General features: G+C 66.0%; 18 protein-coding genes. 9 read left to right on the forward strand and 9 right to left on the reverse strand.

The genetic code is table 11. From position 1 onward, the window contains the following. Positions 1-148 precede the first annotated feature (148 nt). The 5 genes from ntrC to glnA all read right to left on the reverse strand — a co-directional run bounded on the left by ntrC (position 149) and on the right by glnA (position 5,870). Positions 149-1,582 carry a nitrogen regulation protein NR(I) gene (gene ntrC, locus ACUTAF_RS23135; RefSeq protein ID WP_445582161.1) on the reverse strand — a complete coding sequence of 478 codons (1,434 nt, stop codon included), beginning with the start codon at positions 1,580-1,582 and terminating at the stop codon, positions 149-151. Beyond that, a complete protein-coding gene (gene glnL, locus ACUTAF_RS23140; RefSeq protein WP_445582162.1) occupies positions 1,579-2,667 on the reverse strand; it encodes a nitrogen regulation protein NR(II) in 1,089 nt (362 codons plus the stop codon). The genes ntrC and glnL overlap by 4 nt, the downstream gene beginning before the upstream one ends. Before the next feature lie 188 nt (positions 2,668-2,855). Further along, positions 2,856-3,473, reverse strand: coding sequence for a DUF4124 domain-containing protein (locus ACUTAF_RS23145; RefSeq protein WP_445582163.1), 618 nt, complete (start codon positions 3,471-3,473; stop codon positions 2,856-2,858). 3 nt (positions 3,474-3,476) lie between these two features. Further along, positions 3,477-4,034 (reverse strand): DUF4124 domain-containing protein, encoded by a 558-nt coding sequence (locus ACUTAF_RS23150; protein WP_445582164.1) that lies wholly within the window; start codon positions 4,032-4,034, stop codon positions 3,477-3,479. Between the two features lie 429 nt (positions 4,035-4,463). Then, complete coding sequence (gene glnA, locus ACUTAF_RS23155) at positions 4,464-5,870, reverse strand: glutamate--ammonia ligase (RefSeq protein ID WP_445582165.1); 1,407 nt, start codon at positions 5,868-5,870, stop codon at positions 4,464-4,466. Between the two features lie 329 nt (positions 5,871-6,199). Between glnA and thiI the strand changes: the two genes are divergently transcribed. After that, on the forward strand, positions 6,200-7,654 hold the full coding sequence (thiI, locus tag ACUTAF_RS23160; protein WP_445582166.1) for a tRNA uracil 4-sulfurtransferase ThiI: 1,455 nt from the start codon (positions 6,200-6,202) through the stop codon (positions 7,652-7,654). 129 nt (positions 7,655-7,783) lie between these two features. Then, a complete protein-coding gene (gene typA, locus ACUTAF_RS23165; RefSeq protein WP_445582167.1) occupies positions 7,784-9,604 on the forward strand; it encodes a translational GTPase TypA in 1,821 nt (606 codons plus the stop codon). Positions 9,605-9,713: 109 nt separating this feature from the next. Here typA and ACUTAF_RS23170 read toward each other — a convergent pair whose 3' ends face one another. Both ACUTAF_RS23170 and ACUTAF_RS23175 read right to left on the reverse strand, forming a co-directional pair. After that, entirely contained in the window at positions 9,714-10,634 is a 921-nt protein-coding gene (locus ACUTAF_RS23170) for an EamA family transporter (RefSeq protein WP_445582168.1), read from the reverse strand. 9 nt (positions 10,635-10,643) lie between these two features. Beyond that, entirely contained in the window at positions 10,644-11,261 is a 618-nt protein-coding gene (locus tag ACUTAF_RS23175) for a nitroreductase family protein (RefSeq protein WP_445582169.1), read from the reverse strand. 103 nt (positions 11,262-11,364) lie between these two features. Between ACUTAF_RS23175 and ACUTAF_RS23180 the strand changes: the two genes are divergently transcribed. Further along, positions 11,365-12,294 carry a LysR family transcriptional regulator gene (locus ACUTAF_RS23180; RefSeq protein WP_445582170.1) on the forward strand — a complete coding sequence of 310 codons (930 nt, stop codon included), beginning with the start codon at positions 11,365-11,367 and terminating at the stop codon, positions 12,292-12,294. Positions 12,295-12,331: 37 nt separating this feature from the next. On the opposite strand, the gene gbcA is transcribed toward ACUTAF_RS23180, so the two are convergent. Beyond that, a complete protein-coding gene (gene gbcA / locus ACUTAF_RS23185) occupies positions 12,332-13,624 on the reverse strand; it encodes a glycine-betaine demethylase subunit GbcA (RefSeq protein WP_445582171.1) in 1,293 nt (430 codons plus the stop codon). Between the two features lie 336 nt (positions 13,625-13,960). Here gbcA and gbcB point away from each other — a divergent pair, with 336 nt between their 5' ends. Both gbcB and ACUTAF_RS23195 read left to right on the forward strand, forming a co-directional pair. Next, on the forward strand, positions 13,961-15,064 hold the full coding sequence (gene gbcB / locus ACUTAF_RS23190) for a glycine-betaine demethylase subunit GbcB (protein WP_445582172.1): 1,104 nt from the start codon (positions 13,961-13,963) through the stop codon (positions 15,062-15,064). Between the two features lie 293 nt (positions 15,065-15,357). Further along, positions 15,358-18,144 carry an autotransporter family protein gene (locus tag ACUTAF_RS23195; protein WP_445582173.1) on the forward strand — a complete coding sequence of 929 codons (2,787 nt, stop codon included), beginning with the start codon at positions 15,358-15,360 and terminating at the stop codon, positions 18,142-18,144. A gap of 20 nt (positions 18,145-18,164) precedes the next feature. Here the strand turns inward: ACUTAF_RS23195 and ACUTAF_RS23200 are convergent, their stop codons facing one another. After that, positions 18,165-19,205, reverse strand: coding sequence for a threonine aldolase family protein (locus tag ACUTAF_RS23200; RefSeq protein WP_445582174.1), 1,041 nt, complete (start codon positions 19,203-19,205; stop codon positions 18,165-18,167). Positions 19,206-19,459: 254 nt separating this feature from the next. On the opposite strand from ACUTAF_RS23200, the gene ACUTAF_RS23205 reads away from it, so the two are divergent. From ACUTAF_RS23205 to ACUTAF_RS23220, 4 genes are all read left to right on the forward strand, one after another. Next, positions 19,460-19,768, forward strand: a complete 309-nt coding sequence (locus ACUTAF_RS23205) for a hypothetical protein (protein WP_445582175.1) — start codon at positions 19,460-19,462, stop codon at positions 19,766-19,768. 625 nt (positions 19,769-20,393) lie between these two features. Next, positions 20,394-21,770: an L-serine ammonia-lyase gene (locus tag ACUTAF_RS23210; RefSeq protein WP_445582176.1), complete on the forward strand. Its 1,377-nt coding sequence runs from the start codon at positions 20,394-20,396 to the stop codon at positions 21,768-21,770. Between the two features lie 35 nt (positions 21,771-21,805). After that, complete coding sequence (locus ACUTAF_RS23215; RefSeq protein WP_445582177.1) at positions 21,806-22,801, forward strand: GlxA family transcriptional regulator; 996 nt, start codon at positions 21,806-21,808, stop codon at positions 22,799-22,801. 374 nt (positions 22,802-23,175) lie between these two features. After that, positions 23,176-24,387 (forward strand): M24 family metallopeptidase, encoded by a 1,212-nt coding sequence (locus tag ACUTAF_RS23220; RefSeq protein ID WP_397486923.1) that lies wholly within the window; start codon positions 23,176-23,178, stop codon positions 24,385-24,387. The last annotated feature ends 31 nt before the right edge of the window (positions 24,388-24,418 follow it).

A 24,418-nucleotide genomic window follows, 5' to 3' on the forward strand; every position in this document is an offset into this window, starting at 1 on the left:
GTGGCGGTCGGTGCGCGCGGCGCACCCTACGGGGGCGCCGCTCCCTAGGGTGCGCCGTGCGCAGCGAAGATTTCCGCGCCTGGGGTGGATATCGCTTTTTACAGCCGCCAAAGTGGTGGATCGGTGAAGCGCGATCCACCCTACGGACTCAATCGTCGTTGTCGTCGTCGTCCGCGCCGTCGACCTTCATGCCCAGTTCCTTGATCTTGCGCGTCAAGGTGTTGCGGCCCCAGCCCAGCAGCAGGGCGGCGTCGCGCCGGCGGCCGGCGGTGTGCTTGAGCGCGGTCTCGATCATGATCCGCTCGAATGCCGGCACGGCGCTGTCGAGCAGGTTGGACTGGCCGCGCGCCAGGGCCTGGTCGGCCCACAGGCGCAGGGCTTGCTCCCAGTTGGTCACCGGGGCGACATCCTGAGGCTGGGTCAGCAACTCCGGCGGCAGGTCGTCGACATGCACCTCGCGCCCCGAGGCCATCACGGTGATCCAGCGGCAGGTATTCTCCAGTTGGCGCACGTTGCCCGGCCAGGGCAGGTGCTTGAGGTAGTCCTCGGTCTCGTTCTTGAGCAGCTTGGGCTCGACCGACAGCTCCTGGGCGGCGCGGGCGAGGAAGTGGTTGGCCAGGGTCGGGATGTCCTCGCGGCGGTCGGCCAGGCGCGGGATATGGATGCGGATGACGTTGAGGCGGTGGAACAGGTCTTCGCGGAACTTGCCGGCCTGCACCAGGGTTTCCAGGTTCTGGTGGGTGGCGGCGATGATGCGCACGTCCACCTTCACCGGGGTATGCCCGCCGACCCGGTAGAACTCGCCGTCGGCCAGCACGCGCAGCAGGCGGGTCTGGGTGTCGGCCGGCATGTCGCCGATCTCGTCGAGGAACAGGGTACCGCCGTCGGCCTGCTCGAAGCGGCCGCGGCGCTGGTTGGCGGCGCCGGTGAAGGCGCCCTTCTCGTGGCCGAACAGCTCCGATTCCATCAGGTCTTTCGGAATCGCCGCCATGTTCAGCGCGATAAACGGCGAGGCGGCGCGCGGGCTGTGGCGGTGCAGGGCATGGGCCACCAGCTCCTTGCCCGTACCGGATTCGCCGTTGATCAGCACGGTGATATTGGAGTGGCTGAGGCGGCCGATGGCGCGGAACACCTCCTGCATAGCCGGCGCCTCGCCGATGATCTCCGGGGTGCGCGCCTGGGTGGCGGGTGCGGCCAGGCTCTGCTGTTCCTGGGCGTGCTGGAAGGCGCGCTTGACCAGCGAGACCGCCTCGTCGACGTCGAACGGCTTGGGCAGGTACTCGAAGGCGCCGCCCTGATAGCTGGCCACCGCGCTGTCGAGGTCCGAATGGGCGGTCATGATGATCACCGGCAGGCGCGGGTAGAGCTCGCGGATCCGCGCCAGCAGGTCGAGGCCGCTGGCGCCGGGCATGCGGATGTCGGAGATGATCACGTCCGGCTGCTGGCGGGTCAGGCGGGCGAGCACGCCGTCGGCGCTGTCGAAACTCTGGGTGGTCATGCCTTCCTGCTGCAGGGCCTTCTCCAGCACCCAGCGGATGGAACGGTCGTCATCGACTATCCAGACGGTTTCACTACGGCTCATGGCGAGGTCGCTCCTTGTTCCAGCGGCAGGAAGATCGAGAACACGGTGTGGCCGGGGTGGCTTTCGCACTCGATCAGGCCCTGGTGCTGACTGATGATGTTCTGGGTGATGGCCAGGCCCAGGCCGGTGCCGTCGGCACGCCCGCTGACCATGGGGTAGAAGATGGTTTCCTGCAGCTCGGCGGGGATGCCCGGGCCGTTGTCGATGATCTCCACCTTGACCACCAAGCGGTGGCGGGTGTGGCCGATGGTGAACTGGCGCAGGGTACGGCTGCGCAGGGTGATGCGGCCCAGGCCCATGTCGTGCTTCTGCGCGGCGATGGCCTGCATGGCGTTGCGCACGATATTGAGCACTGCCTGGATCATCTGCTCACGGTCGATCAGCAGGTCGGGGATACTCGGGTCGTAGTCGCGCACCAAGGTGATGCCGCCCTGGCTTTCCGCCTCGATCAGGTTGGCGACGCGCTCCAGCACCTCGTGGATATTGGTCATCGCCAGCGACGGCAGCTTGTTCGAGCCGAGCATGCGGTCGACGAGATTTCTCAGCCGGTCTGCCTCCTCGATGATGACGTTGGTGTAGTCCTTCAGATGTTCTTCCGGCAGCTCGCGGGCGAGCAACTGCGCCGCGCCGCGAATGCCGCCGAGCGGATTCTTGATCTCGTGGGCCAGGCCGCGCACCAGCAGCTTGGTGGTCTCCTGCTTGGACAGCTGCGCCTCTTCCTTGGTGATGCGCAGCAGGCGGTCGCGCGGGTGCACTTCCAGCAGCAGCAGGGTCTGGCCGCGGTTGAGCAGCGGGGTGACGGCGTAGTCGACGGTCAGGGTCTGGCCGGTGACCGAGGTCAGCACCGCTTCGCGCTTGTTGAACGGGTGCGCCTGTTCCACCGCCTGGCGCAGGGACGACAGCGCCTCGGGCGATTCGGTGAACAGCTCGCTGATGAACTGGCCGTGGCTGCGCTGGCCGCTGACGGCCAGGAGCATTTCCGCCGCCGGGTTCATGTACTCGAGGCACAACTGGCTATCGAGCAGCAGGGTGGCGGTGGTCAGGTTGTCGAGGAGCAGACGGTGCAGAGCGTCATTGATGGTCATAGGCAGCGCGTTCCGGCAATGGGCAGGAAAATGCAAGAAGCAAACCAAGGCCCCGAAAAGACGCATGATTTGTGCGGCCGGGCGGCTTTCGGCCGTGTGGCGGCGCAGCGAGGCGGAGAAATGCGACCCAAAACGGGGACAGCATAGGAGGTGGTGCGCACCATTGCACCATTAAGGTGCAATGGTGGTCAGAGGAAGGGCAGGATACTGGCCTTTTCCTTGGGCTTGTCCTTCAGCGGGCATTCGGGGCGCACGCCGTAGTCGTCCTTCGTGCAGGGGCGGATCTTGCGCTTCTGCGCCAGCGAGATGCGGTGCATGTGGAAGGGCTGGGCCGGCGTGCGCTCCACGGTGAGGCCGGCGGCGTCGATGATCTCCACGGCCAGCGTGTGGGTGCCGCGGTCGACGTGCTGTAGCGGAAACACCGGGCTGCGGCTCGGCTCGCCCTGCACCTGGCCGTCGAGCAGCAGGCGGTAGCTGTGCCCCGGCAGCAGGCCGGGATCGCTGGTCGCGGTGACTATCAGATCGCCCGAGGCATTGTGGATCGAGGCATCGGGCTCCGGCACGAGGATGCGCAGCAACTGGTAGTGGATGGCCATCTTGCTCACCGCCGCCGGAGCGGCGGCGCTCGGCGCGCGGCCCGGCTGGCCGAGCTGCACGCTGTTGGAGGGAGCGAGGGTGACCGGCTGCGCGGCGCTGCTGCGCGGCTTGTCGGTGAACACCCGGTTCCCTTCGGCGTCGACGTAGGTGTAGACCTGGGCCAGGGCGCCCTGGGCGAGCAGCAGCAGGCAGAGAAGCAGTGGGCGCATGGCTCAGTTGCCCGGCTTGGGGGTGGCCGGCGGCGGTCGCAGCGCCGGGCTGCCGGTGTTGACCCGCTGCACGGTGAAGCTCACCGGCGCACTGCGCTGGATCGAGCGTTCGCCGCTGAGTACCTCTACGGCCAGGCTGTGCTCGCCGCGGTCGACATTGACCAGTTGCAGGCGCGGCACATTGCTCGGCTGGCCGTGGGGTTGGCCGTCCAGCAGCAGGCGCAGGCGATGGCCGGCGGCCAGGCGCGGCTGGATATCGACGCCGACGCTAAAGGTGCCGTCGTTGGCGCGCAGCGCCGCGTCGTCGGGGAGGTCGGTCAGGCTGAGCACCGTATAAGGCGCCTCGGCCTGCGTGGCGCTTGGTTCTTCGCTGGCGGGCACGGCGCTGGGCGTCGGCATTTCCACCGTATTGGTCGGCGGCAGGTTGATGCTCTCGGCGGCGGTGCCGTCCGGCGGCTGGTTGGTGAACACCGTGTTGCCGTTGGCGTCGGTGTACTTGTAGATCTGTGCGGCCGCCGGCAGGGCCAGGCCGAGCAGCAGGCAAGCGAGTAGCGGGCGCATGGCCGGTCTCCTCTGGGTGATGCCGCTAAGCCTTGCACCGGCAAGGCGTGCTGGCAAGCGCCGCGCTGATGCGTTGTGATGCGTGAGATGAAAGCGGCGTTCTGTAGGGTATCGCGGGGCCGCCTAGGTGTGCGCAGCAATGCCTCGCCCTGTTTTTGGATTGTCGGTGCGCGCGGTGGACCCTGCGGAGCCAAAACTGCTGCGCTGTGACGCACAAGATGAAAGCGGAGGCGGCATTCCCCATCGGAGCCGGCGCATGCGAGCCGTAGGGTGTGCTGTGCGCACCAAATAAAGCGCGGTGATGCTCGATGGTGCGCGCAGCGCACCCTGCCGGCCAAGGCCGCTGGATGTGCGGTGCATAAGAAAGCCCCGCCAGGCAGGGCCGGGCGGGGCTTCGAAGCGCACCGCACAGGGCGGCGCGAGTCTGGCTTAGACGCTGTAGTACAGGTCGTATTCCAGCGGGTGCACGAAGGTGCGCACCTTGATTTCTTCTTCGCTCTTCAGCTCGATGTAGGCATCGATGAAGTCGTCGGAGAACACGCCGCCCTTGGTCAGGAACGCGCGGCCCTTGTCCAGCTCTTCCAGGGCTTCTTTCAGGCTGCCGCACACCTGCGGGATCAGCTTGCCTTCTTCCGGCGGCAGGTCGTACAGGTTCTTGTCGGCGGCATCGCCCGGGTGGATCTTGTTCTGGATGCCGTCCAGGCCGGCCATCAGCAGCGCGGCGAAGCACAGGTAGGGGTTGGCCGCCGGGTCCGGGAAGCGCGCTTCGATGCGGCGGGCTTTCGGGCTGGAAACGTAGGGAATGCGGATCGAGGCGGAGCGGTTACGGGCCGAGTAGGCCAGCATGACCGGTGCTTCGAAGCCCGGAACCAGACGCTTGTAGGAGTTGGTCGACGGGTTGGTGAAGCCGTTCAGGGCCTTACCGTGCTTGATGATGCCGCCGATGAAGTACAGGGCGGTCTCGGACAGACCGGCATAGCCTTCGCCAGCGAAGGTGTTCTTGCCGTCCTTGGAGATCGACATGTGCACGTGCATGCCCGAACCGTTGTCGCCGTACAGCGGCTTCGGCATGAAGGTAGCGGTCTTGCCGTAGGCGTCGGCGACGTTGTGCACGCAGTACTTCAGGGTCTGGACTTCGTCAGCCTTGGCCACCAGGGTATTGAACTTCACGCCGATTTCGTTCTGACCGGCAGTGGCCACTTCGTGGTGGTGCACTTCGACGACCAGGCCCATCTCTTCCATGGCGTTGCACATGGCGGTACGGATTTCGTGGTCGTGGTCGCACGGCGGAACCGGGAAGTAACCGCCCTTGACGGCCGGACGGTGGCCCTTGTTGCCGCCTTCGACATCCTGGTCGGTCATCCAGGAGCCCTGCTCGGAGTAGATCTTGAACATCGAGCCGGAAATGTCGGACTTGAACTTCACTTCGTCGAAGATGAAGAACTCGGGCTCCGGACCGACGAACACGGTGTCGCCGATGCCGGTGGTCTTGAGGAATTCCTCGGCGCGCTTGGCGATCGAGCGCGGGTCGCGGTCGTAGCCTTGCATGGTGCTCGGCTCGATGATGTCGCAGACCAGGATCAGGGTCGGCTCTTCGGTGAACGGATCCAGTACGGCGGTCTCGTCGACCGGCATCAGGATCATGTCGGAGGCTTCGATGCCTTTCCAGCCATGGATGGACGAGCCATCGAACATCTTGCCGTGCTCGAAGAAATCTTCGTCCAGGGCGTCACGGGCCGGCATGGTCACGTGGTGCTGCTTGCCCTTGGTATCGGTGAAGCGCAGGTCTACCCACTTCACGTCGTGTTCTTTGATCAGTTGAACAGCCTTAGACATGTTGTCCTCCAGATGGAAAAGGCTCGCTTCGTGGAGCCCCGATATGTGCGGTGAAGCCCGGCGGGATAGTCCTCCAGGGCAACCTGCCTCACAAGGGAGCAAATTGCATGCCAGTGCCCCGGAATGGACGAATGCCCGGAAACTCAGGCGCCGCGCCGCCTGCAGGACGATGGCGTCGAGATATTTGCACCAATTAAGGGCTTGTAAATAAGCGATTGACCCAATTTGGTGCGGTCTATGCGGGGTGCAGTATTTTTGGTCAAAGCTTGAACAATTTCCGCTATAATCCGCGCCCCTGTTTTTCCGTCGCCTCCTCGGGCGCTTTATTCATGAAGCTGATCGTCAAAGTTTTCCCGGAAATCACCATCAAGAGTCGCCCGGTGCGCAAGCAGTTCATCCGCCAGTTGGGGAAGAACATCCGCACCGTGCTGCGCGATCTCGATCCCGAGTTGCGGGTGACCGGTGTCTGGGACAACCTCGAGGTGGAGACCGACCTGGACGATCCCAAGCTGCTCGCCGAGATGACCGAGCGCCTGCGCAACACGCCGGGTATCGGCCTGTTCCTCGAGGTCAACGAATACCCGCTGGGCGATCTGGACGACATCACCGAGCACTGCAAGCGTCACTACGCCGACCAGCTGCCGGGCAAGATCTTCGCCGTGCGCTGCAAGCGTGGCGGCAAGCATCCTTTCAGCTCCATCGACGTCGAGCGCCATGTCGGCTCGCGCCTGCGCCAGGAATGCGGCGCCGCCGGCATCGACCTGAAGAAGCCGCAGGTCGAGGTACGCATGGAGATCCGCGACCAGCGTCTGTTCGTGGTGCACAACCGCCACGAAGGCCTGGGTGGCTACCCGCTCGGCTCGCTGGAGCAGACCCTGGTGCTGATGAGCGGCGGCTTCGACTCCACAGTCGCCGCTTATCAGATGATGCGTCGCGGCCTGGTCAGCCACTTCTGCTTCTTCAACCTCGGCGGCCGCGCCCACGAGCTGGGCGTGATGGAAGTGGCGCACTATCTGTGGCAGAAGTTCGGCCGTTCGCAGCGCGTGCTGTTCGTCAGCGTGCCGTTCGAGGAAGTGGTCGGCGAGATCCTCTCCAAGGTCGACAACAGCCAGATGGGCGTGATCCTCAAGCGCATGATGCTGCGCGCCGCCACCCGCGTCGCCGAACGCCTGGAGATCGAGGCGCTGGTCACCGGCGAGGCGATCAGCCAGGTCTCCAGCCAGACCCTGACCAACCTGGCGGTGATCGACGCGGCCACCGACATGCTGGTGATGCGCCCGCTGATCGCCAGCCACAAGCAGGACATCATCGACACCGCCACGCGCATCGGCACCGCCGAGTTCGCCAAGCACATGCCCGAGTACTGCGGGGTGATCTCGGTCAACCCGACCACCCGCGCCCGTGGCTATCGCATCGAGAAGGAAGAAGCGCAGTTCGACATGGCGGTGCTCGACCGTGCCCTGGAGCGTGCCACCCAGTTGCCCATCGACAGGGTGATCGACGAGCTGGGCAAGGACGTGCAGGTCGAGATCGTCTCCGAGGCGCTGGCCGGGCAAATCGTCCTCGACATCCGCCACCCCGATGCCGCCGAGGACGAGCCGCTCACGGTGCCCGGCGTCGAGGTGCAGACGCTGCCGTTCTATGCGTTGAACAACAAGTTCAAGGAACTGGATGAGAATCGCCAGTACCTGCTGTATTGCGACAAGGGCGTGATGAGCCGCCTGCATGCCCACCACCTGCTGAGCGAGGGGCATGCCAATGTGCGCGTTTATCGTCCGGCATAGAACGCCGGGGTTGAATGGCGGGAGTATCCGCCATCGCCCTCCCGACCGATCAGCCCGCTGATCGCGTTTTCTTCATATTCGTCGTCCAGGCTGGGCGACACACCGAATCCTCTGATCGAGATACACACAGTGATCGAAAATCTGCGCAACATCGCCATCATCGCCCACGTCGACCATGGCAAGACCACCCTCGTCGACAAGCTCCTGCGCCTGTCCGGCACCCTCGACCGCAAAGAAGCGGAGAACGAGCGCGTGATGGACTCCAACGATCAGGAAAAAGAGCGCGGCATCACCATCCTGGCCAAGAACACCGCGCTGAAGTGGGGCGACTACAACATCAACATCGTCGACACCCCCGGGCACGCCGACTTCGGCGGTGAAGTCGAGCGCGTGATGAGCATGGTCGATTCCGTGCTGCTGGTGGTCGACGCCCAGGACGGCCCGATGCCGCAGACCCGTTTCGTCACCCAGAAGGCGTTCAAGGCCGGCCTGCGCCCGATCGTCGTGGTGAACAAGATCGACCGTCCCGGCGCGCGTCCGGACTGGGTCATCGACCAGATCTTCGACCTGTTCGACAACCTCGGCGCCACCGACGAGCAGCTGGACTTCCCGATCGTCTACGCCAGTGCCCTGAACGGCATCGCCGGCCTCGACCACGAGAACATGGACGACAACATGGATGCCCTGTTCCAGGCCATCGTCGACCACGTGCCGGCACCGGTCGTCGACGTCGACGGCCCGTTCCAGATGCAGATCTCCCAGCTCGACTACAACAGCTTCCTCGGCGTGATCGGCATCGGCCGCATCGCCCGCGGCACCATCAAGGCCAACACGCCGGTCACCGCCATCGGCGCCGACGGCAAGAAGCGCAACGGCCGTATCCTCAAGATCATGGGTCACTCCGGCCTGCAGCGCGTCGAAGTCCCGGAAGCCACTGCCGGCGACATCGTCTGCGTATCGGGCATGGACGAGCTGTACATCTCCGACACCCTGTGCGACCAGAACAACGTCGAGGCCCTGCCGCCGCTGACCGTCGACCAGCCGACCGTGAGCATGACCTTCCAGGTCAACGACTCGCCGTTCGCCGGCAAGGAAGGCAAGTTCGTCACCAGCCGCAACATCAAGGACCGTCTGGAAAAGGAACTGCTGCACAACGTCGCCCTGCGCGTCGAGCCGGGCGACAGCCCGGAGAAGTTCAAGGTCTCCGGGCGTGGCGAGCTGCACCTGTCGGTGCTGATCGAGACCATGCGTCGCGAAGGCTTCGAGCTGGCCGTCGGCCGTCCGGAAGTGGTGATCATCGAGAACGAGGCCGGCGAGAAGCAGGAGCCGTACGAGAACGTCACCATCGACATCGAAGAACAGCACCAGGGTTCGGTGATGGAGCAGATGGGCCTGCGCAAGGGCGATCTGACCAACATGGTTCCCGACGGCAAGGGTCGTATCCGCCTGGAATACACCATCCCGGCGCGCGGCCTGATCGGCTTCCGTAACAACTTCCTGACCCTGACCTCGGGCAGCGGCATCCTCACCTCGACCTTCAGCCACTACGGTGCGATCAAGGCCGGCGAAGTCAGCAACCGGCAGAACGGCGTGCTGGTCTCCATGGCCACCGGCACCGCGCTGACCTACTCGCTGGAGACCCTGCAGGCACGCGGCAAGCTGTTCCTCGAGCCGGGTCAGGAGATCTACGAAGGCCAGCTGGCCGGCATCAACAGCCGCGACAACGACCTGGTGATCAACCCCACCAAGGGCAAGAAGCTCGACAACATGCGCGCCTCGGGCAAGGACGAAGTCATCGCCCTGGTACCGCCGATCAAGTTCACCCTCGAGCAGGCGCTGGAATTCATCGCCGACGACGAGCTGGTGGAGGTGACGCCGAAGTCGATCCGTCTGCGCAAGAAGTACCTGAACGAGAACGACCGCAAGCGCTTCGAGCGCAGCAAGGTCTGAGTCCTTTCAGGCTGAAATGAAGAGCCCCGCCAGAGCGATCTGGCGGGGCTTTTTGTTGGGCGCATAGCACTTGGCGGAGTCTGGTGGCGGATGCGATGCCTTCCGTCATTCAGTCCGATGTGTCGCCTCGCGCGTCCATCCTGCCCGTTCGCCCGAGGCGCATGGCCGGCATGGGCAAGACCGAGCCGCGTTGCTTGAGCTGTCCCAGCCAGACGCTGATTGCCACGATTGCCATGCCCAGTAGCTGCAGCTGACCGAGGTCCTGGCCGAGCAGGAGCCAGCCTAGCAGCACCGCGCTCAGCGGACTGAGAAAGCCCAATGACGACAGGGCTGCCGGCTCCAGGCGAGCCACGCCTCGAAACCAGAGCAGGTAGGTCAGGGCGGCACCGATCAGGGCCAGATAGGCGATGCCGGCGAGATTCGCCGCGGTCAGCGTCGGCGCTTGCGGTTCCAGCAGCAACACGGCGGGCAGCAGCCACAGGCCGCCAGCGAGCAGTTGCCAGGCCGTGAAGGTGAGCGCCGACACCGGTGGCTGCCAGCGGCGGCTGAGCACCGTGCCCAGTGCCATGGATAGGGCTCCGGTGAGCGCGGCGGCGATGCCGAGCGGGTCCAGTGCGGCGCGGGGCGTGAGCACCAGCAGGGCGACGCCGGATATGCCTGCGAGGGCGGCCAGGATTGCCAGGGCGCGGATGGTCGAACCCAACAACGGCTTTGCCAGCAAGATCACCAGAAGAGGCTGGATGGCACCCAGGGTGGCCGCTACGCCGCCTGGCAGGCGATAGGCGGCGACGAACAGCATGGCCCAGAACAGAGAGAAGTTGAGCGCGCCGAGCAACAGCACGCGCGGCCACCAGCTTCTGCGCGGCATCTGGCGTACCAGGAGCAGCAGCAACAGGCCGGCCGGCAGGGCGCGCAGCAGGGCCATGGTCAGGGGATAGTCGGGTGGCAGCAGCAAGGTGGTGACCACATAGGTACTGCCCCAGACTGTCGGCGCCAGGGCAGTGAGCAGCAGGTCGGCGTGTCGATTCATGCTGTTGCCCTATGCCAGTTCCAGTATTTCGTGGACCGGTCGGCGTGGCTTCTGCGGCCAGTTGTTGGCCTGAGCCTTGCCCATGGTCACCAACATCGCGGGGATCTCATCTTCGCGCAGGGCAAAGGCATGGCTGACACCACTGATGTCGAAGCCGCTCATGGGGCTGGCCGCCAGGCCCAGCGCCTGGCCGGCAAGCATCAGGGTCGAGGCGGCAAAGGTGGCGCTGCGGATCGCCTCGTCGCGGCGGCTGTGCGGAACGTCGGCGTACATCTGCGTGGCGCTGGACTGCCAGGCCGTCACCAGGTCGGCGCGCATGAAGCCGGCGGTCACCGAGGGGGACAGGCGCTCGCCAAGCGAGTCGGCGCGTGGCAGCACGCCGCAGACGATGAAGGTTACCGCGGCCTCGCTGACCTTGGCCTGGTTCCAGGCCAGCTCGCGCAGGCGTTGCTTGCCGGCCTCGCTGCGTACGGCGACGAAGCGCCAGTTCTGCAGGTTGAACGCGCTGGGCGCGCGGCCAGCCCAGGCAACCAGGGCCTCGACGCTGGCATCGTCCAGGCGGTATTGCGGGTCGAAGTGATTGACCGAGCTGCGTTGTTCGATGGCGGTGAGTAGGGGGTGGGTCATGGCGGATTCCTGTCGCTGATGGTGATCGACAGGTTAGTTATCCGACATTGAGTTGATAATCCAAGCTATTGTGTAATGACTATTTACCAATGGTTGATAATGGATGGATCGTCTTACCGCTCTCGTCGTGTTCCGCCAGGTGGTCGAGCGCGGCAGCTTTGCCGCGGCCTCGCGCTACTTGAAGCTCTCGGCCGCGGCCGTGAGCAAGAACATCGGCGAACTGGAGGCGCATCTCGCGGTGCGCCTGCTCAATCGCACGACGCGGCGCATGAGCCTGACCGAGGCCGGCCTGCACTACTACCAGCAGGTCGCCCGGATCCTCGATGATCTGCACGAGGCCGACAGCTTGCTGGGGGCCATGCAGAGCACTCCGAGCGGTACCTTGCGTGTCAGTGCGCCAATGTCGTTCAGCCTGGTCTGCCTCGCCGATGTCATCCCCCGCTTTCTCGCGCGCTATCCCGGGCTGGCGCTGGATCTGCAGCTGGATGATCGTCGTGTCGATCTGATCGGCGAGGGCTTCGACCTGGCAATTCGCGGTAGCGATCGTCTGGAAGATTCGAGCCTCGTCGCGCGCCCGCTGCTGACGCTGCGCCATGTGCTTTGTGCCGCTCCGGGCTACTTGCGCAAGCACGGCGTGCCTGTGACGCCGGAGGACCTGCAGGCCATGGAGTGCGTGCAGTTCTCCCTGTCCGGACATGCCAAGGAGTGGCTCTTTCAGCGTGGCGAGGAGAGCCGGCGGGTCGAAGTGCGGGGGCGCTATCGGGTCAATTCCAGCCTGGCGCTGTGTGCCGCGCTGCGTGCGGGCCACGGCGTCAGCCTGGTTCCTGAAGCCTATGTGCGGGACGACCTGGAGAGCGGCCGGCTGCAGGCGTTGCTGGAAGACTGGCAGATGATGGAAACGCAGCTATACGCCGTCTATCCCTCCCGCCGGCAGCTACAGGCCAAGGTGCGGGTGTTCGTCGACTTCCTTGTCGAGGCGCTGAGCGATACCCCGCCCGGCTACCTGGTCGGCCTACAGGCCAGCAGCCCGTAGGCCGCCAGCCCGATCACCAGCAGCAGGCTGAGCGACATCACTCGCCCGACACCTCGCGCAGCGCTTGCGCCGGAGTGTCGCCGAGGTTGTTGAGCATGCGCTCGCTGTACCAGTCGAGGAAGTTGACCACGCCGAACTCGTAGGTCTTGGAGTACGGGCCGGGCTGGTAGGCGGTGGAGTTGATGCCGCGCTGGTTCTCCTCGCCGAGGCGACGGTCCTGGTCGTTGGTGGCGTCCCACACCTGGCGCAGGCGCTCGACGTCGTAGTCGACGCCTTCCACCGCGTCCTTGTGCACCAGCCACTTGGTGATCACCACCGACTCCTGGGCGCTGATCGGCCACACGGTGAAGTTGATCAGGTGGTCGCCCATGCAGTGGTTCCACGAATGCGGCAGGTGGAGGATGCGCATGGAGCCCAGGTCCGGGTTCTTGATCCGGCCCATCAGCTTCTTGCAGCCCTGCTTGCCGTCCATGGTCATGGACACGGTGCCCTTGAGCAGCGGCATGCGCACGATGCGGTTGCGCAGGCCGAAGCCGGCGTGCACGTAAGGAATCTTCTCCGCCTCCCAGGCGGCGGCGCATTCGGCGACGTGATCCTTGAATTCCTGGGTCGCACGCGGGTCGTTGGTGTCGTCCCATTCCAGCAGGGTGTTGAGCAGTTCCGGGTGCGAACCGTTGCAGTGGTAGCACTCGCGGTTGTTCTCCAGCACCAGCTTCCAGTTGGCCTTCTCCGACATCACGCTCTGCACCGCGACCTTGGTGTTCTCCATGTCGTACGGCTCCATGTAGTGAGCCAGGCCGGCGAGGAATTCGTCGATCGCCGGCGGGTTTTCCGCCAGGCTGATGAAGATGAAGCCACCGGCGCTCTTGCAGTGAACCGGCTTGAGGTTGTAGTCGCTGAGTTTGAAGTCCGCGCCCATCTCGGTGCCGGCGAACAGCAGGCGGCCGTCCAGCTCGTAGGTCCACTGGTGGTAGGGGCAGACCAGCTTGGCGACCTTGCCCTTGTCGCTCACGCACAGACGCGAGCCGCGGTGGCGGCAGACGTTGTGGAAGGCATGGATCTGGCCCTCGGCGCCGCGCACGACGAGGATCGGGTTGTCGCCGAGCTGCAGGGTGATGAAGTTGCCCTTGGCCGGGATCTCGCAAGTCATGCCGGCGATCAGCCACTCCTTGTGGAAGATCTCCTGCATGTCGATCTGGAACAGGCGCTCGTCGTTGTAGAAGGGTTGCGGCAGCGAAAAGGTGCGTTCACGCTCGTGCAGCATGCGGGCGGTGGCCTTGCGTGCGGGCTCCAGCGGGTCGCCCAGGCTCAGGTTATGGGTGCAGTCCATCAGTGACTCCTCGTGGCTGGCGCGTGGGCGGCAGCCGTATATGTGGCTGATACGGTGTATGACGCAAGGCGTTCGTCGGCCGCTGCGTCGCCTTGAATCGGCGCGATGCGTGGCGCGATCTGTTGTGGTCCATCTGAGGCGGAGTGTGGAGTCGGCGCGCCGCGAAACCTTATCCATGGGCGACATGGCCGGATGCGTTTCCGACGCTCCAGGCCCCGTGCCAAGCGGCAGGTCGCGATAAGCATGTCGATGTCGCTGGCAGGTAAGTGACGCCCCGCGGCCTTTCGCACAATCGGCGCCATATAGGCCGATGTCCGGCCGCGTGGAGAGCCGTTCATGACCACCAACGCCTTCCTCAATCCGGTTAACACCCAGACCTGGACCAATGGCCGCCACCTGGTGCGCTGTGTCAAGGTGATCCAGGAAACCTGGGACGTGCGGACCTTCTGTTTCATGGCCGAGCAGCCGGTGCTGTTCTTCTTCAAGCCGGGGCAGTTCGTCACCCTGGAGCTGGAGATCGACGGTCAGCCGATCATGCGCTCCTACACCATCTCCAGCTCGCCGTCGGTGCCCTACAGCTTCTCCATCACCATCAAGCGGGTGCCGGGCGGCAAGGTCTCGAACTGGCTGCACGACAACCTCAACGAGGGCGACGAGCTGCCGGTGCACGGCCCGGTGGGGATGTTCAACGCCATCGACTTTCCCGCCGAGCGCGTGCTGTTCCTCTCCGGCGGCGTCGGCATCACCCCGGTGATGTCCATGGCACGCTGGTTCTTCGACACCAACGCCAACGTCGACATGGTTTTCGTCCACAGCGCCCGTTCGCCCAAGGACATCATCTACCACCGCGAGCTGGAGCACATGGCCTCGCGGATCAACAACTTCAGCCTGCACCTGATCTGCGAGAAGCACGGCCTGGGCGAGGCCTGGGCCGGTTACCGCGGCTATCTCAATCAGCGCATGCTCGAGCTGATCGCCCCGGACTTCATGGAGCGCGAGATCTTCTGCTGCGGCCCGACCCCCTACATGAGCGCGATCAAGCACCTGCTGCAGGGCAACGGCTTCGACATGAGCCGTTACCACGAGGAGGCCTTCGGCCCGACGCCGCCGGAGATCCGCCAGGAGGTCAAGGAGCTGGCCGCCGAAGCGGCCGAGGCGCCGGAGCTACCGCTGGCCGACCTGCACCAGGTGGAGTTCGTCAGCACCGGCAAGAGCATCCGCGTTGCCCCCGGCGAGACCGTGCACGCCGCCGCGGCCAAGCTCGGCCTGCACATCCCCAAGGCCTGCGGCATGGGCATCTGCGGTACCTGCAAGGTGCTCAAGACCTCCGGCGAGGTGGAGATGGAGCACAACGGCGGCATCACCGACGAGGACGTGGCCGAGGGCTACATCCTGTCCTGCTGCAGCGTGCCGAAGGGTGACGTGGCGATCGATTACTGAATGCATCTCCACGCGCCATCGGCGCGTCCGTAGGCCGCCCGTCAGGGCGCTCGGCTTTCCAGGTTTCGAGCGCCCCGGGTTGCTGGCGGTTGGCCGTGGTTTGGCTAGTCTTGCTGCAACTGTCAGGACGTTACCAGCCGTGCGCCGGCCGCCGTGCCCGCGTAACGGGTCTGGTTGCAGTCCGCTCCTGAGAACCCGGCTCGCCCTGCGTGAGCCGTTCGCCTGGTATGGCAGGGGGAGGAGCGGCAATGGATTCCGTTACGCTAGGACGCGTTTCGCGTCGCGGCTTGCTTGTGTTCGCGTCGCTGGCCTCGGCGACCGCCTGGGCCTTGGACTTCACCGGCAATGACACCGCCTCGGGCACGCTCGACAGCAGCGCGCTGGAGCAGGACATCAACTTCCGCGACGACAGCAGCGCCGGCAGCGCCGGCATCAGCAATCCCAGCGACAATTTCGCCACCTATTTCCTCGACGACAGCAACGCCGGCTCCGCAACCATCAGCAACAGCGATGGCGGCCAGACCATCTTCGACGGGCGCAGCAGCGCCGCCAACGCCAGCATAGTCGGCGACACGCAGTTCCTCGGGCAGAGTACGGCCGGCAACGCCAGGCTCAGCGTCGAGTTCGGCAGCATCTCCTTCTCGGGACAGAGCAGCGCCGGCAATGCCGAGATTCGCGTGAGCGACTACTACAGCCAGCTGAGCTTTTCCGAGCGGAGTACCGCGGGCAATGCCCGGCTGATCGCCGAGAACGGCGCTTTCGTCAGGTTCGCCGGCACCGGGCCGAACGACGACGGCAACCTCTCGGCCGGTTCCATCGAGGGCGACGGGATCTTCGAGCTTGACGCGGTGCGACTCGCCGTCGGCGGCAACGACCTGTCCACCGAGCTGTCCGGCTCCCTGATTGGCGGCGTGGACTCCGCGTTGATCAAACGCGGCAGCGGGGTTTTGACGCTCAGTGGCTTCAATTCCAGTTTCGCCGGCGCGCTGATCGTCGAGCAGGGGCTGATCAATTTCAGCGATCCCAGCGGCCTCGGCAGCGGTGCGCTGACCCTCAACGGCGGCGGCCTGCAATGGGCGGTGGACAACGGCTTCGACATCTCCGATCGCCTCGCGCCACTGGGCCCCAACGGCGGCGTGTTCGATACCAACGGCAACTTCGTCGTCCTCGGCAGCGCCATCGGCGGTAGCGGGGCGCTGATCAAGACGGGCGACGGACTGTTGCTGCTCGCTGCGGCCAACGGCTACAGCGGCGGCACGGTGCTCGAGGGCGGCACCCTGGCCGGGGCGGTGGAGGGCGCGCTGCCCAATGCCACGGCCTATACCGTCAACGGCGGCACCCTGGAGCTGTCCAGCTTCGACCTGCAGATGTCCAGCCTGGCCGGCAGCGGCGGTGCCATCCAGATCATGAGCACGCTGACGGTCGACCAGGCGAGCGATACCCGCTTCGCCGGCGTCCTTTCCGGCTCGGGCACCTTCGTCAAGGATGGCGCCGGCCTGCTCGAGCTGACCGGCAGCAGCAGCCTCTCCGGCTCCAGCGAGGAGGCCGGCAGCGCCGAGGTACGCGGCGGCACCCTGGCAGTCAACGGCTCGCTGCTCGCCGATATCCGGGTACTCGGCGGCGGCATCCTGGGCGGCACCGGCACCGTCGGCAGCGTGCAGCTCGCCAACGGCGGCATCCTGGCGCCGGGCACTTCCATCGGCACGCTGAATGTCGATGGCGACCTGGTCTTCGACCCGGGTTCGGTCTACCAGGTGGAGACCGATGCGGCCGGCAATGCCGACCGGGTGGTGGCCAGCGGCCCGGCCAGCCTGGCCGGCACGGTGCAGGTGCTGGCGGAAAACGGCACCTATGCGCCGAGCACCAGCTACAGCATCCTCAGTGCCGGCCAGCTGAGCGGCCAGTTCGACAGCGTCAGCTCCAACCTGGCCTTTCTCGACCCCAGCCTGAGCTACGACGGCAGCGACGTCACCCTGACCCTGACGCGCAACGACATCAGCTTCACCAGCCTGGCGCGTACGCCCAACCAGCGCGCCTTCGCCGAGGCCGCCGAGAGCCTCGACCAGGACAACGAGGTCTACCGCACCCTGCTCGACCTGGGCGAGGACGAGGTGGCCGACACCTTCAACAGGCTGTCCGGCGACGCCCACGCCAGTATCGCCTCGTCGGTGCTGTTCGACGACCTCAACCTGTCGCGTGCGCCGCTGGGCAACCTGCGCCGCAACCTCGCCGCGCCGGAGCGCGCGCTGCCCTACTGGGTGCAGGTGGGCGGCGGTCGCCAGCGCATCGATGACGACGGCAACGCCGGCGAGATCATCCAGGATCACGAGAGCATGCTGCTCGGCGGCGACTGGCCGGTTTACGGCGACTGGCGCCTGGGCGGTGCCTTCGGCTACGGCCAGGAGCAGCTGGATGTCGACTCGCGCGACGCCAAGGCCGACTCGGACAGCTACCGCTACGCCCTCTACGGTGGCCGCGATTTCCAGCTGTCGCGCGGCATCCTCAAGCTATTCGGTGGCGGCGGCTACAGCCAGCACCAGATCGACAGCCGGCGCGACGTGCGCCTGATCGATGGCCCGCAGCGGCTGACCCGCCAGTACGACGTCAACACCGCGCAGGGCTTCGGCGAGCTCGCCTGGCACCTGAAGTTCGGCGAGCCGGCCTATGTCGAGCCCTTCGTCGGCCTGCTGCTGATCGACCAGCGCGGCGACAGCTTCAGCGAGAAGGGCGGGGCCGCCGCGCTATCTGCGGACAGCCAGCGCAACGAGTTGCTCAGCAGCAGCCTCGGCGTGCGCGGCCAGCAGCTGTTCCAGCTGGCCGAGCGCGACCTGCTGCTCAACGGCTCGTTCACCTGGCGGCAGATCAATGGCGACCTGCGCCCGGAGCTGGACCTGCAGCTGGAGGGCGGCGACCGGTTCCGCGTGCTGGGCACCGAGTTGCCGCGCAACAGCTTCCTGGTCGAGCTCAACGCCGATTATTCGATCACCCCGAACATCGTCCTCGACATCGACTACAACGGGGTGTTCAGCGACAGCAGCAACGCCAACAACATCGCCTTCAACCTGCGCTGGAAGATGTAGCCGCCGGCGTGAGCCGGGCGTCAGGCGCTCATCACCTCGCGGATGTCGGCGGCCAGCTGGCGCACGCGCGTCTCCTCGGTATCCCAGCTGCACATGAAGCGCGCGCCGCCGGCGCCGATGAAGGTGTAGAAGCGCCAGCCGCGGGCGGTCAGCGCGGCGATGGCCGGCTCCGACAGCTGCAGGAACACGCCGTTGGCCTGAACCGGGAACATCAGGCTGACGCCGGGTACGTCCGCCACCAGGCTGGCCAGCAGCTGGGCGCAGCGGTTGGCGTGGCCGGCATAGCGCAGCCAGGCGTCGTCCTGCAGCAGGCCGACCCAGGGCGCCGACAGGTAGCGCATCTTCGAGGCCAGCTGACCGGCCTGCTTGCAGCGATAGTCGAAGTCCTCGGCCAGGGCCTTGTTGAAGAACAGGATGGCCTCGCCAACCGCCATGCCGTTCTTGGTGCCGCCGAAGCACAGGACGTCGACGCCGGCCTTCCAGGTCAGCTCGGCCGGGCTGCAGCCGAGGAAGGCGCAGGCGTTGGAGAAGCGCGCGCCGTCCATGTGCAGGTTCAGCCCCAGCTCCTTGCAGGTCTGGCTGATCGCACGCACCTCGTCCGGGCGATACACGGTGCCGACCTCGGTGGCCTGGGTCAGGGTCACCACGCGCGGCTTGGGGTAGTGAATGTCCTGGCGCTTGAGCGCTACCTCGCGGATCGCCTCGGGCGTCAGCTTGCCGTCCGCGCTGCGCGCCAGCAGCAGCTTGGAACCGTTGGAGAAGAACTCCGGGGCGCCGCATTCGTCGGTCTCGACGTGGGCGGTCTCCGAGCAGATCACGCTGTGGTAGCTCTGGCACAGCGAGGCCAGGGCCAGGGAGTTGGCGGCGGTGCCGTTGAAGGCGAAGAACACCTCGCAGTCGGTCTCGAACAGGCGACGGAAATGGTCGGCGGCGCGGGCGGTCCACTCGTCGTCGCCGTAGGCGCGCTGATGACCCTGGTTGGCCTCGGCCATGGCGGCCCAGGCCTCCGGGCAGATGCCGGAGTAGTTGTCGCTGGCAAATTGCTGGGCATTTTCGGGCATGGGGCGTTCCTTCTCGAGCGGGACCGGCAGGGCGCACCGGCAGATCGCGCTACTTTACTCCGCGCCGGCCCTGGCCCGGGGCCGTCAGGGCGACAACTTGTTGTATCGATGCGCAGTGCCGCACCAGTGCGGACGTGGCCGTTGGGCAAATAGCCGGAACTCCCTGCGCCGTGCAGGGTTCACAACTCCAGGGCGGCGGTTTGCCGTCCGGCACCGCGCCGCTAACGGTCCTTCGCCATCAAAAGGAGTCCCTTATGAACCATCGCCATCTGCTCGCCCTCGCCCTGCCGCTGGCCGTCGCCCTGCCGCTGTCCGCGGCGGAGTGGTCCTCGCAGGCCAGGAGCGAGTTCATCCAGGAATGCATCAACGGCGCCCCGGCGGGCTACGAGCAGCCGCAGCTGGAGGCCTATTGCGATTGCGCCGCCGAACAGGTCAGCGGCGAGTTCAGCGAGTCCGAGATACAGTCACTCAGCCGCCAGTCCCCGGCCGATGCGGCGTTGCAGGAGCGCATGACCAAGGTCACCGGTACCTGCAGCAGCCGCATCAAGCCGAACCCGGATTGAACAAATAACGCGCGCCGCCGCCTGGGGCGCGGGGCTCCTGGCCTGGCGCGACGTGCCCACAGGCTGTGCACAGGACGATGCACAGCATTTGTGCACAAGCCGGTTATATCTATTTGATTCTGCTCGGTTTTTAATCGATTTGCGGGAGGCCTTGTGGGGCCTGGGCCCTGGCCGGGGTCGAACAGCCTATGCACAGTTTCCTCCACAGCTTCTGTGCATAGTCCACCGCGTCGCGCCCACGCGCCGGGTGTCGCGAGTGGATAAGTCGGGCGGCCGACGCACTGGCCATTTCTCGCTCAGTCGCTGCAAAGCCAGAGCAGGCAAGGTCTGGCGCCTGCTGGCCACAGCTTATGCACAGCCCCATGCACAGTATCTGTGCATGGTCTGAGCGATTAACTCATTGATATCGCTCAATAAACATCCGATCTCTCGGAGGCCTTGGCGCCTCTGGCCTGGCGCCGGCTACGCAGAGCTTATCCACAGCTTGATCCACCACTCCTGTGGGTAGGTCGGCGGGGCGACTCTGAACACTTTCGCGTCGAAGCTGAACAAATTTGCCGCGCAGCGACATCGGACAATCTGCCGCACTGCGCCCCCTGGCGCGTTCGAGCCGAGGAGTCCTGTGGTGGCCATCAGCGTATTCGACCTGTTCAAGATTGGCATCGGGCCTTCCAGCTCGCACACGGTGGGGCCGATGCGCGCCGCCGCGCTGTTCGTCGAGGCACTACGCGAGCGCGCCGTGCTGGAGCGCGTGCAGCGCATCGAGGTGCGCCTGTACGGTTCGCTGTCGGCCACCGGCGTCGGCCACGGCAGCGACACCGCGGTGATCATGGGCCTGATGGGCGAGTGGCCGGATCGCATCGATCCGGCGCAGATCGCCCCGGGCATCGCCGCCCTGCGTGAAAGCAACAGCCTGCTGCTGGACAACCGCCTGGCGATCGACTTCGACTGGGCGCGCGACATGCGCCTGCTCGACGAGAACCTGCCGTATCACCCCAACGCCATGAGCCTGATCGCCTTCGATGCGGCCGGCGAACTGCATGCCGACACCTACTACTCGGTGGGCGGCGGCTTCGTCGTCGATGCCGCGCAGGCGGCCAGCGGGGTGCTGGACCAGGATCACACCCAGCTGCCCTACGACTTCTCCAGCGGCGCCGAGCTGCTGAGCCTGTGCCGCCGGCACGGCCTGCGCGTGTCGCAGCTGATGCTGGAAAACGAGAAGGCCTGGCGCAGCGAGGCCGACATCCGCGCCGGCCTGATGCAGCTGTGGCAGGCCATGCAGGACTGCGTCGCCCATGGTCTGACCGAGGAAGGCATCCTGCCCGGCGGGCTCAAGGTGCGCCGGCGTGCGGCCAAGCTGCACCGCAGCCTGCAGGAGCTGGGCAAGCCCAACGTGATCGGCAGCACCATGAGCGCCATGGAGTGGGTCAACCTCTACGCCCTGGCGGTCAACGAGGAGAACGCCGCGGGCGGGCGCATGGTCACCGCGCCGACCAACGGCGCGGCGGGGATCATCCCGGCGGTGCTGCACTACTACATGCGCTTCAACCCGGACGCCAGCGACGCCGACGTGGTCGACTTCCTGCTGGCCGCGGCGGCGGTGGGCATCCTGTGCAAGAAGAACGCCTCGATTTCCGGTGCCGAGGTCGGTTGCCAGGGCGAGGTGGGCTCGGCCTGCGCCATGGCCGCGGCGGGGCTGGCCGAGGTGCTCGGTGCCAGCCCGGAACAGCTGGAGAACGCCGCCGAGATCGGCCTGGAGCACAACCTGGGTCTGACCTGCGACCCGGTCGGCGGGCTGGTGCAGGTGCCGTGCATCGAGCGCAACGCGATCGCCGCGGTGAAGGCGATCAACGCGGCGCAGATGGCCCTGCGCGGCGATGGCGAGCACCACATCTCGCTGGACCGGGTGATCCGCACCATGCGCGACACCGGCGCCGACATGCACGACAAGTACAAGGAAACCTCGCGCGGCGGCCTGGCGGTGAGCCAGGTCGAGTGCTGACTTCCCTTCCGACGACGCTATCGAGGATCGCCCGAATGACCAGCTTCGAGAAGGTGCCGGCCGTTGCCGCCGTGGAATCGATCGGCTTCCTGCTGGTCGAGCAGTTCAGCCTGGTGGCGCTGGCCGCCGCGCTGGAACCGTTGCGCCTGGCCAACCAGTTGGCCGGACGCAGCCTGTACCGCTGGCAGACGCTGAGCCTGGACGGTCGGCCGCTGCGCGCCAGCAACGGCATGTGGGTAACTCCGGATGGCGCCGCCACTGGCGGGGGGCAATGGCACGGCCTGATCCTCTGCGGCAGCGATGGTGTGCAGGACGGCGCGTGGCCCGAGCTGGAGCGCTACCTGCAGGCGCAGGCGCGCCCCGGGCTGTTTCTCGGCGCGCTCGGCAGCGGCAGCTTGACGCTGGCCCGCGCGGGGCTGCTCGAGGGCTACCAGTGCAGCACCAGCTGGCGCTGCCGGGTGGACCTGCAGCGTGCGTTTCCCGGCGTGGCGCTGAGCGCCCGGCCCTTCGTCGTCGATCGCGACCGCGCTACCGCCGCCGGCGGTGGAGCCGGCCTGGAGCTGATGCTGCAGCTGATCGCCGGCCGGCATGGCCAGGTGCTGCTCAGGGCGATCGCCGAGACCCTGGCGTTCGAGCTGGTCCGCTGCGAGCCGCTCCCGGCGCAGTTGCCGCCGCACCTGTGCGGCGACGCACTCAGCCCGAAGCTGCGTGAGGTCATCGGCCTGATGGAGGCCAACCTCGAGGAGCCGCTCGAACTCGGCCAGCTGGCGGGGTTCGTCGCGCTGTCGCGGCGTCAGCTGGAGCGGTTGTTCGAGAAGCACCTGCAGTGCTCGCCGGCGCGCTACTACCTGCGTCTGCGCCTGGTGCGCGCGCGCCAGTTGCTGCGCCGCACCCGCCTCAGCGTGATCGAGGTGGCGGCCGCTTGCGGTTTCCTTTCGGCGCAGACCTTCTCGCGTTGCTATCGCGAGCATTTCGGCCTGGCCCCCAGCAGCGAGCGGCCGAGTCACTTGGCGGAGGCCGTGCTGCACTGAACGACGACATCCCCTACTGTCGCTCTTTCGAGGCCCGACCGTGCTGGCAGCGCGGCTCGGGCCTCTTTTTATTCCAGCGATTGAACGCCCTGCAGCAGCGCAATCATTTCGCGACGTTCGCTGCACGATCACCAATACGTGCGCTCCTGAACGAGCGAAATCGGCGCATCGACAGGCAACTGCGGCATAGCCCTTTCGGCCTGTGATCGCCCGCTCGGACGCCGCGGGGGAGGGGGAGCATCCACCGCAGCGGATCTGACCAACTTCGGGTCGGAATCGTACAAAAGTTCGCGCCGGGCATCTGTTGCAATCCTCTGCAACGACCCGCCAAACCGGCCGGTCGCCTTACCCCAGACAGCAAAGGGATTCACGCCATGCAGATGCCCCAAACGCTTCGGATCCGGAACGGCGAAAAGGTCAAATCGACGTTCACCGCCCAGGAATACGCCAACCGTCATGCCAAGCTGCGCGCCCACCTGGCGGCCGAGAATATCGACGCGGCGATCTTCACCTCGTACCACAACATCAACTACTACTCGGACTTCCTCTACTGCTCCTTCGGCCGCCCCTACGCCCTGGTGGTGACCCAGGACGACGTGGTCAGCATCAGCGCCAATATCGACGGCGGCCAGCCCTGGCGCCGCACCGTGGGTACCGACAACATCGTCTACACCGACTGGCAGCGCGACAACTACTTCGTCGCCATCCAGCAGGCGCTGCCACGCGCGCGGCGCATCGGCATCGAGTTCGACCACCTGAACCTGCAGAACCGCGACAAGCTGGCCGCCCGCTATCCGGATGCCGAGTTGGTTGACGTCGCCGCGCCCTGCATGCGCATGCGCATGATCAAGTCCGCCGAGGAGCACGTGATGATCCGCCACGGCGCACGCATCGCCGACATCGGCGGCGCGGCGGTGGTCGAGGCCCTGCGCGACCAGGTGCCGGAGTACGAGGTGGCCCTGCACGCTACCCAGGCCATGGTCCGCGCCATCGCCGAGACCTTCGAGGACGTCGAGTTGATGGACACCTGGACCTGGTTCCAGTCCGGCATCAACACCGACGGCGCGCACAACCCGGTGACCACGCGCAAGGTGAACAAGGGCGACATCCTCAGCCTCAACTGCTTCCCGATGATCGCCGGCTACTACACCGCGCTGGAGCGCACCCTGTTCCTCGACCATTGCTCCGACGACCACCTGCGCCTGTGGCTGGCCAACGTCGAAGTACACGAGGCCGGCCTCAAGCTGATCAAGCCCGGCGCACGCTGCAGCGACATCGCCAAGGAGCTGAACGAGATCTTCCTCAGTCACGACCTGCTACAGTACCGCACCTTCGGCTACGGCCACTCGTTCGGCACCCTCAGCCACTACTACGGGCGCGAGGCTGGGCTGGAGCTGCGCGAGGACATCGACACGGTGCTGGAGCCGGGCATGGTGGTGTCGATGGAGCCGATGATCATGCTGCCCGAAGGCCGGCCCGGCGCCGGCGGCTACCGCGAGCACGACATCCTCATCGTCAACGAGCAGGGTGCGGAGAACATCACCAAGTTCCCCTACGGCCCGGAGCGCAACATCATCCGTAAATAGCCACAGTCACCGCCGTGCCCCGTCGGGCACG

This window comes from Pseudomonas sp. SP16.1 (assembly GCF_052682975.1).

Coding starts and splice junctions, on each gene's coding strand:
- glnL (WP_445582162.1), bottom strand. CDS start 2,667: ATGACCATCAATGACGCTCTGCACCGTCTGCTCCTCGACAACCTGACC.
- thiI (WP_445582166.1), top strand. CDS start 6,200: ATGAAGCTGATCGTCAAAGTTTTCCCGGAAATCACCATCAAGAGTCGC.
- ACUTAF_RS23200 (WP_445582174.1), bottom strand. CDS start 19,205: ATGCCCGAAAATGCCCAGCAATTTGCCAGCGACAACTACTCCGGCATC.
- ntrC (WP_445582161.1), bottom strand. CDS start 1,582: ATGAGCCGTAGTGAAACCGTCTGGATAGTCGATGACGACCGTTCCATC.
- ACUTAF_RS23215 (WP_445582177.1), top strand. CDS start 21,806: ATGACCAGCTTCGAGAAGGTGCCGGCCGTTGCCGCCGTGGAATCGATC.
- gbcA (WP_445582171.1), bottom strand. CDS start 13,624: ATGGACTGCACCCATAACCTGAGCCTGGGCGACCCGCTGGAGCCCGCA.
- ACUTAF_RS23220 (WP_397486923.1), top strand. CDS start 23,176: ATGCAGATGCCCCAAACGCTTCGGATCCGGAACGGCGAAAAGGTCAAA.
- ACUTAF_RS23145 (WP_445582163.1), bottom strand. CDS start 3,473: ATGCGCCCACTGCTTCTCTGCCTGCTGCTGCTCGCCCAGGGCGCCCTG.
- ACUTAF_RS23150 (WP_445582164.1), bottom strand. CDS start 4,034: ATGCGCCCGCTACTCGCTTGCCTGCTGCTCGGCCTGGCCCTGCCGGCG.
- gbcB (WP_445582172.1), top strand. CDS start 13,961: ATGACCACCAACGCCTTCCTCAATCCGGTTAACACCCAGACCTGGACC.
- ACUTAF_RS23170 (WP_445582168.1), bottom strand. CDS start 10,634: ATGAATCGACACGCCGACCTGCTGCTCACTGCCCTGGCGCCGACAGTC.
- ACUTAF_RS23205 (WP_445582175.1), top strand. CDS start 19,460: ATGAACCATCGCCATCTGCTCGCCCTCGCCCTGCCGCTGGCCGTCGCC.
- ACUTAF_RS23180 (WP_445582170.1), top strand. CDS start 11,365: ATGGATCGTCTTACCGCTCTCGTCGTGTTCCGCCAGGTGGTCGAGCGC.
- glnA (WP_445582165.1), bottom strand. CDS start 5,870: ATGTCTAAGGCTGTTCAACTGATCAAAGAACACGACGTGAAGTGGGTA.
- ACUTAF_RS23175 (WP_445582169.1), bottom strand. CDS start 11,261: ATGACCCACCCCCTACTCACCGCCATCGAACAACGCAGCTCGGTCAAT.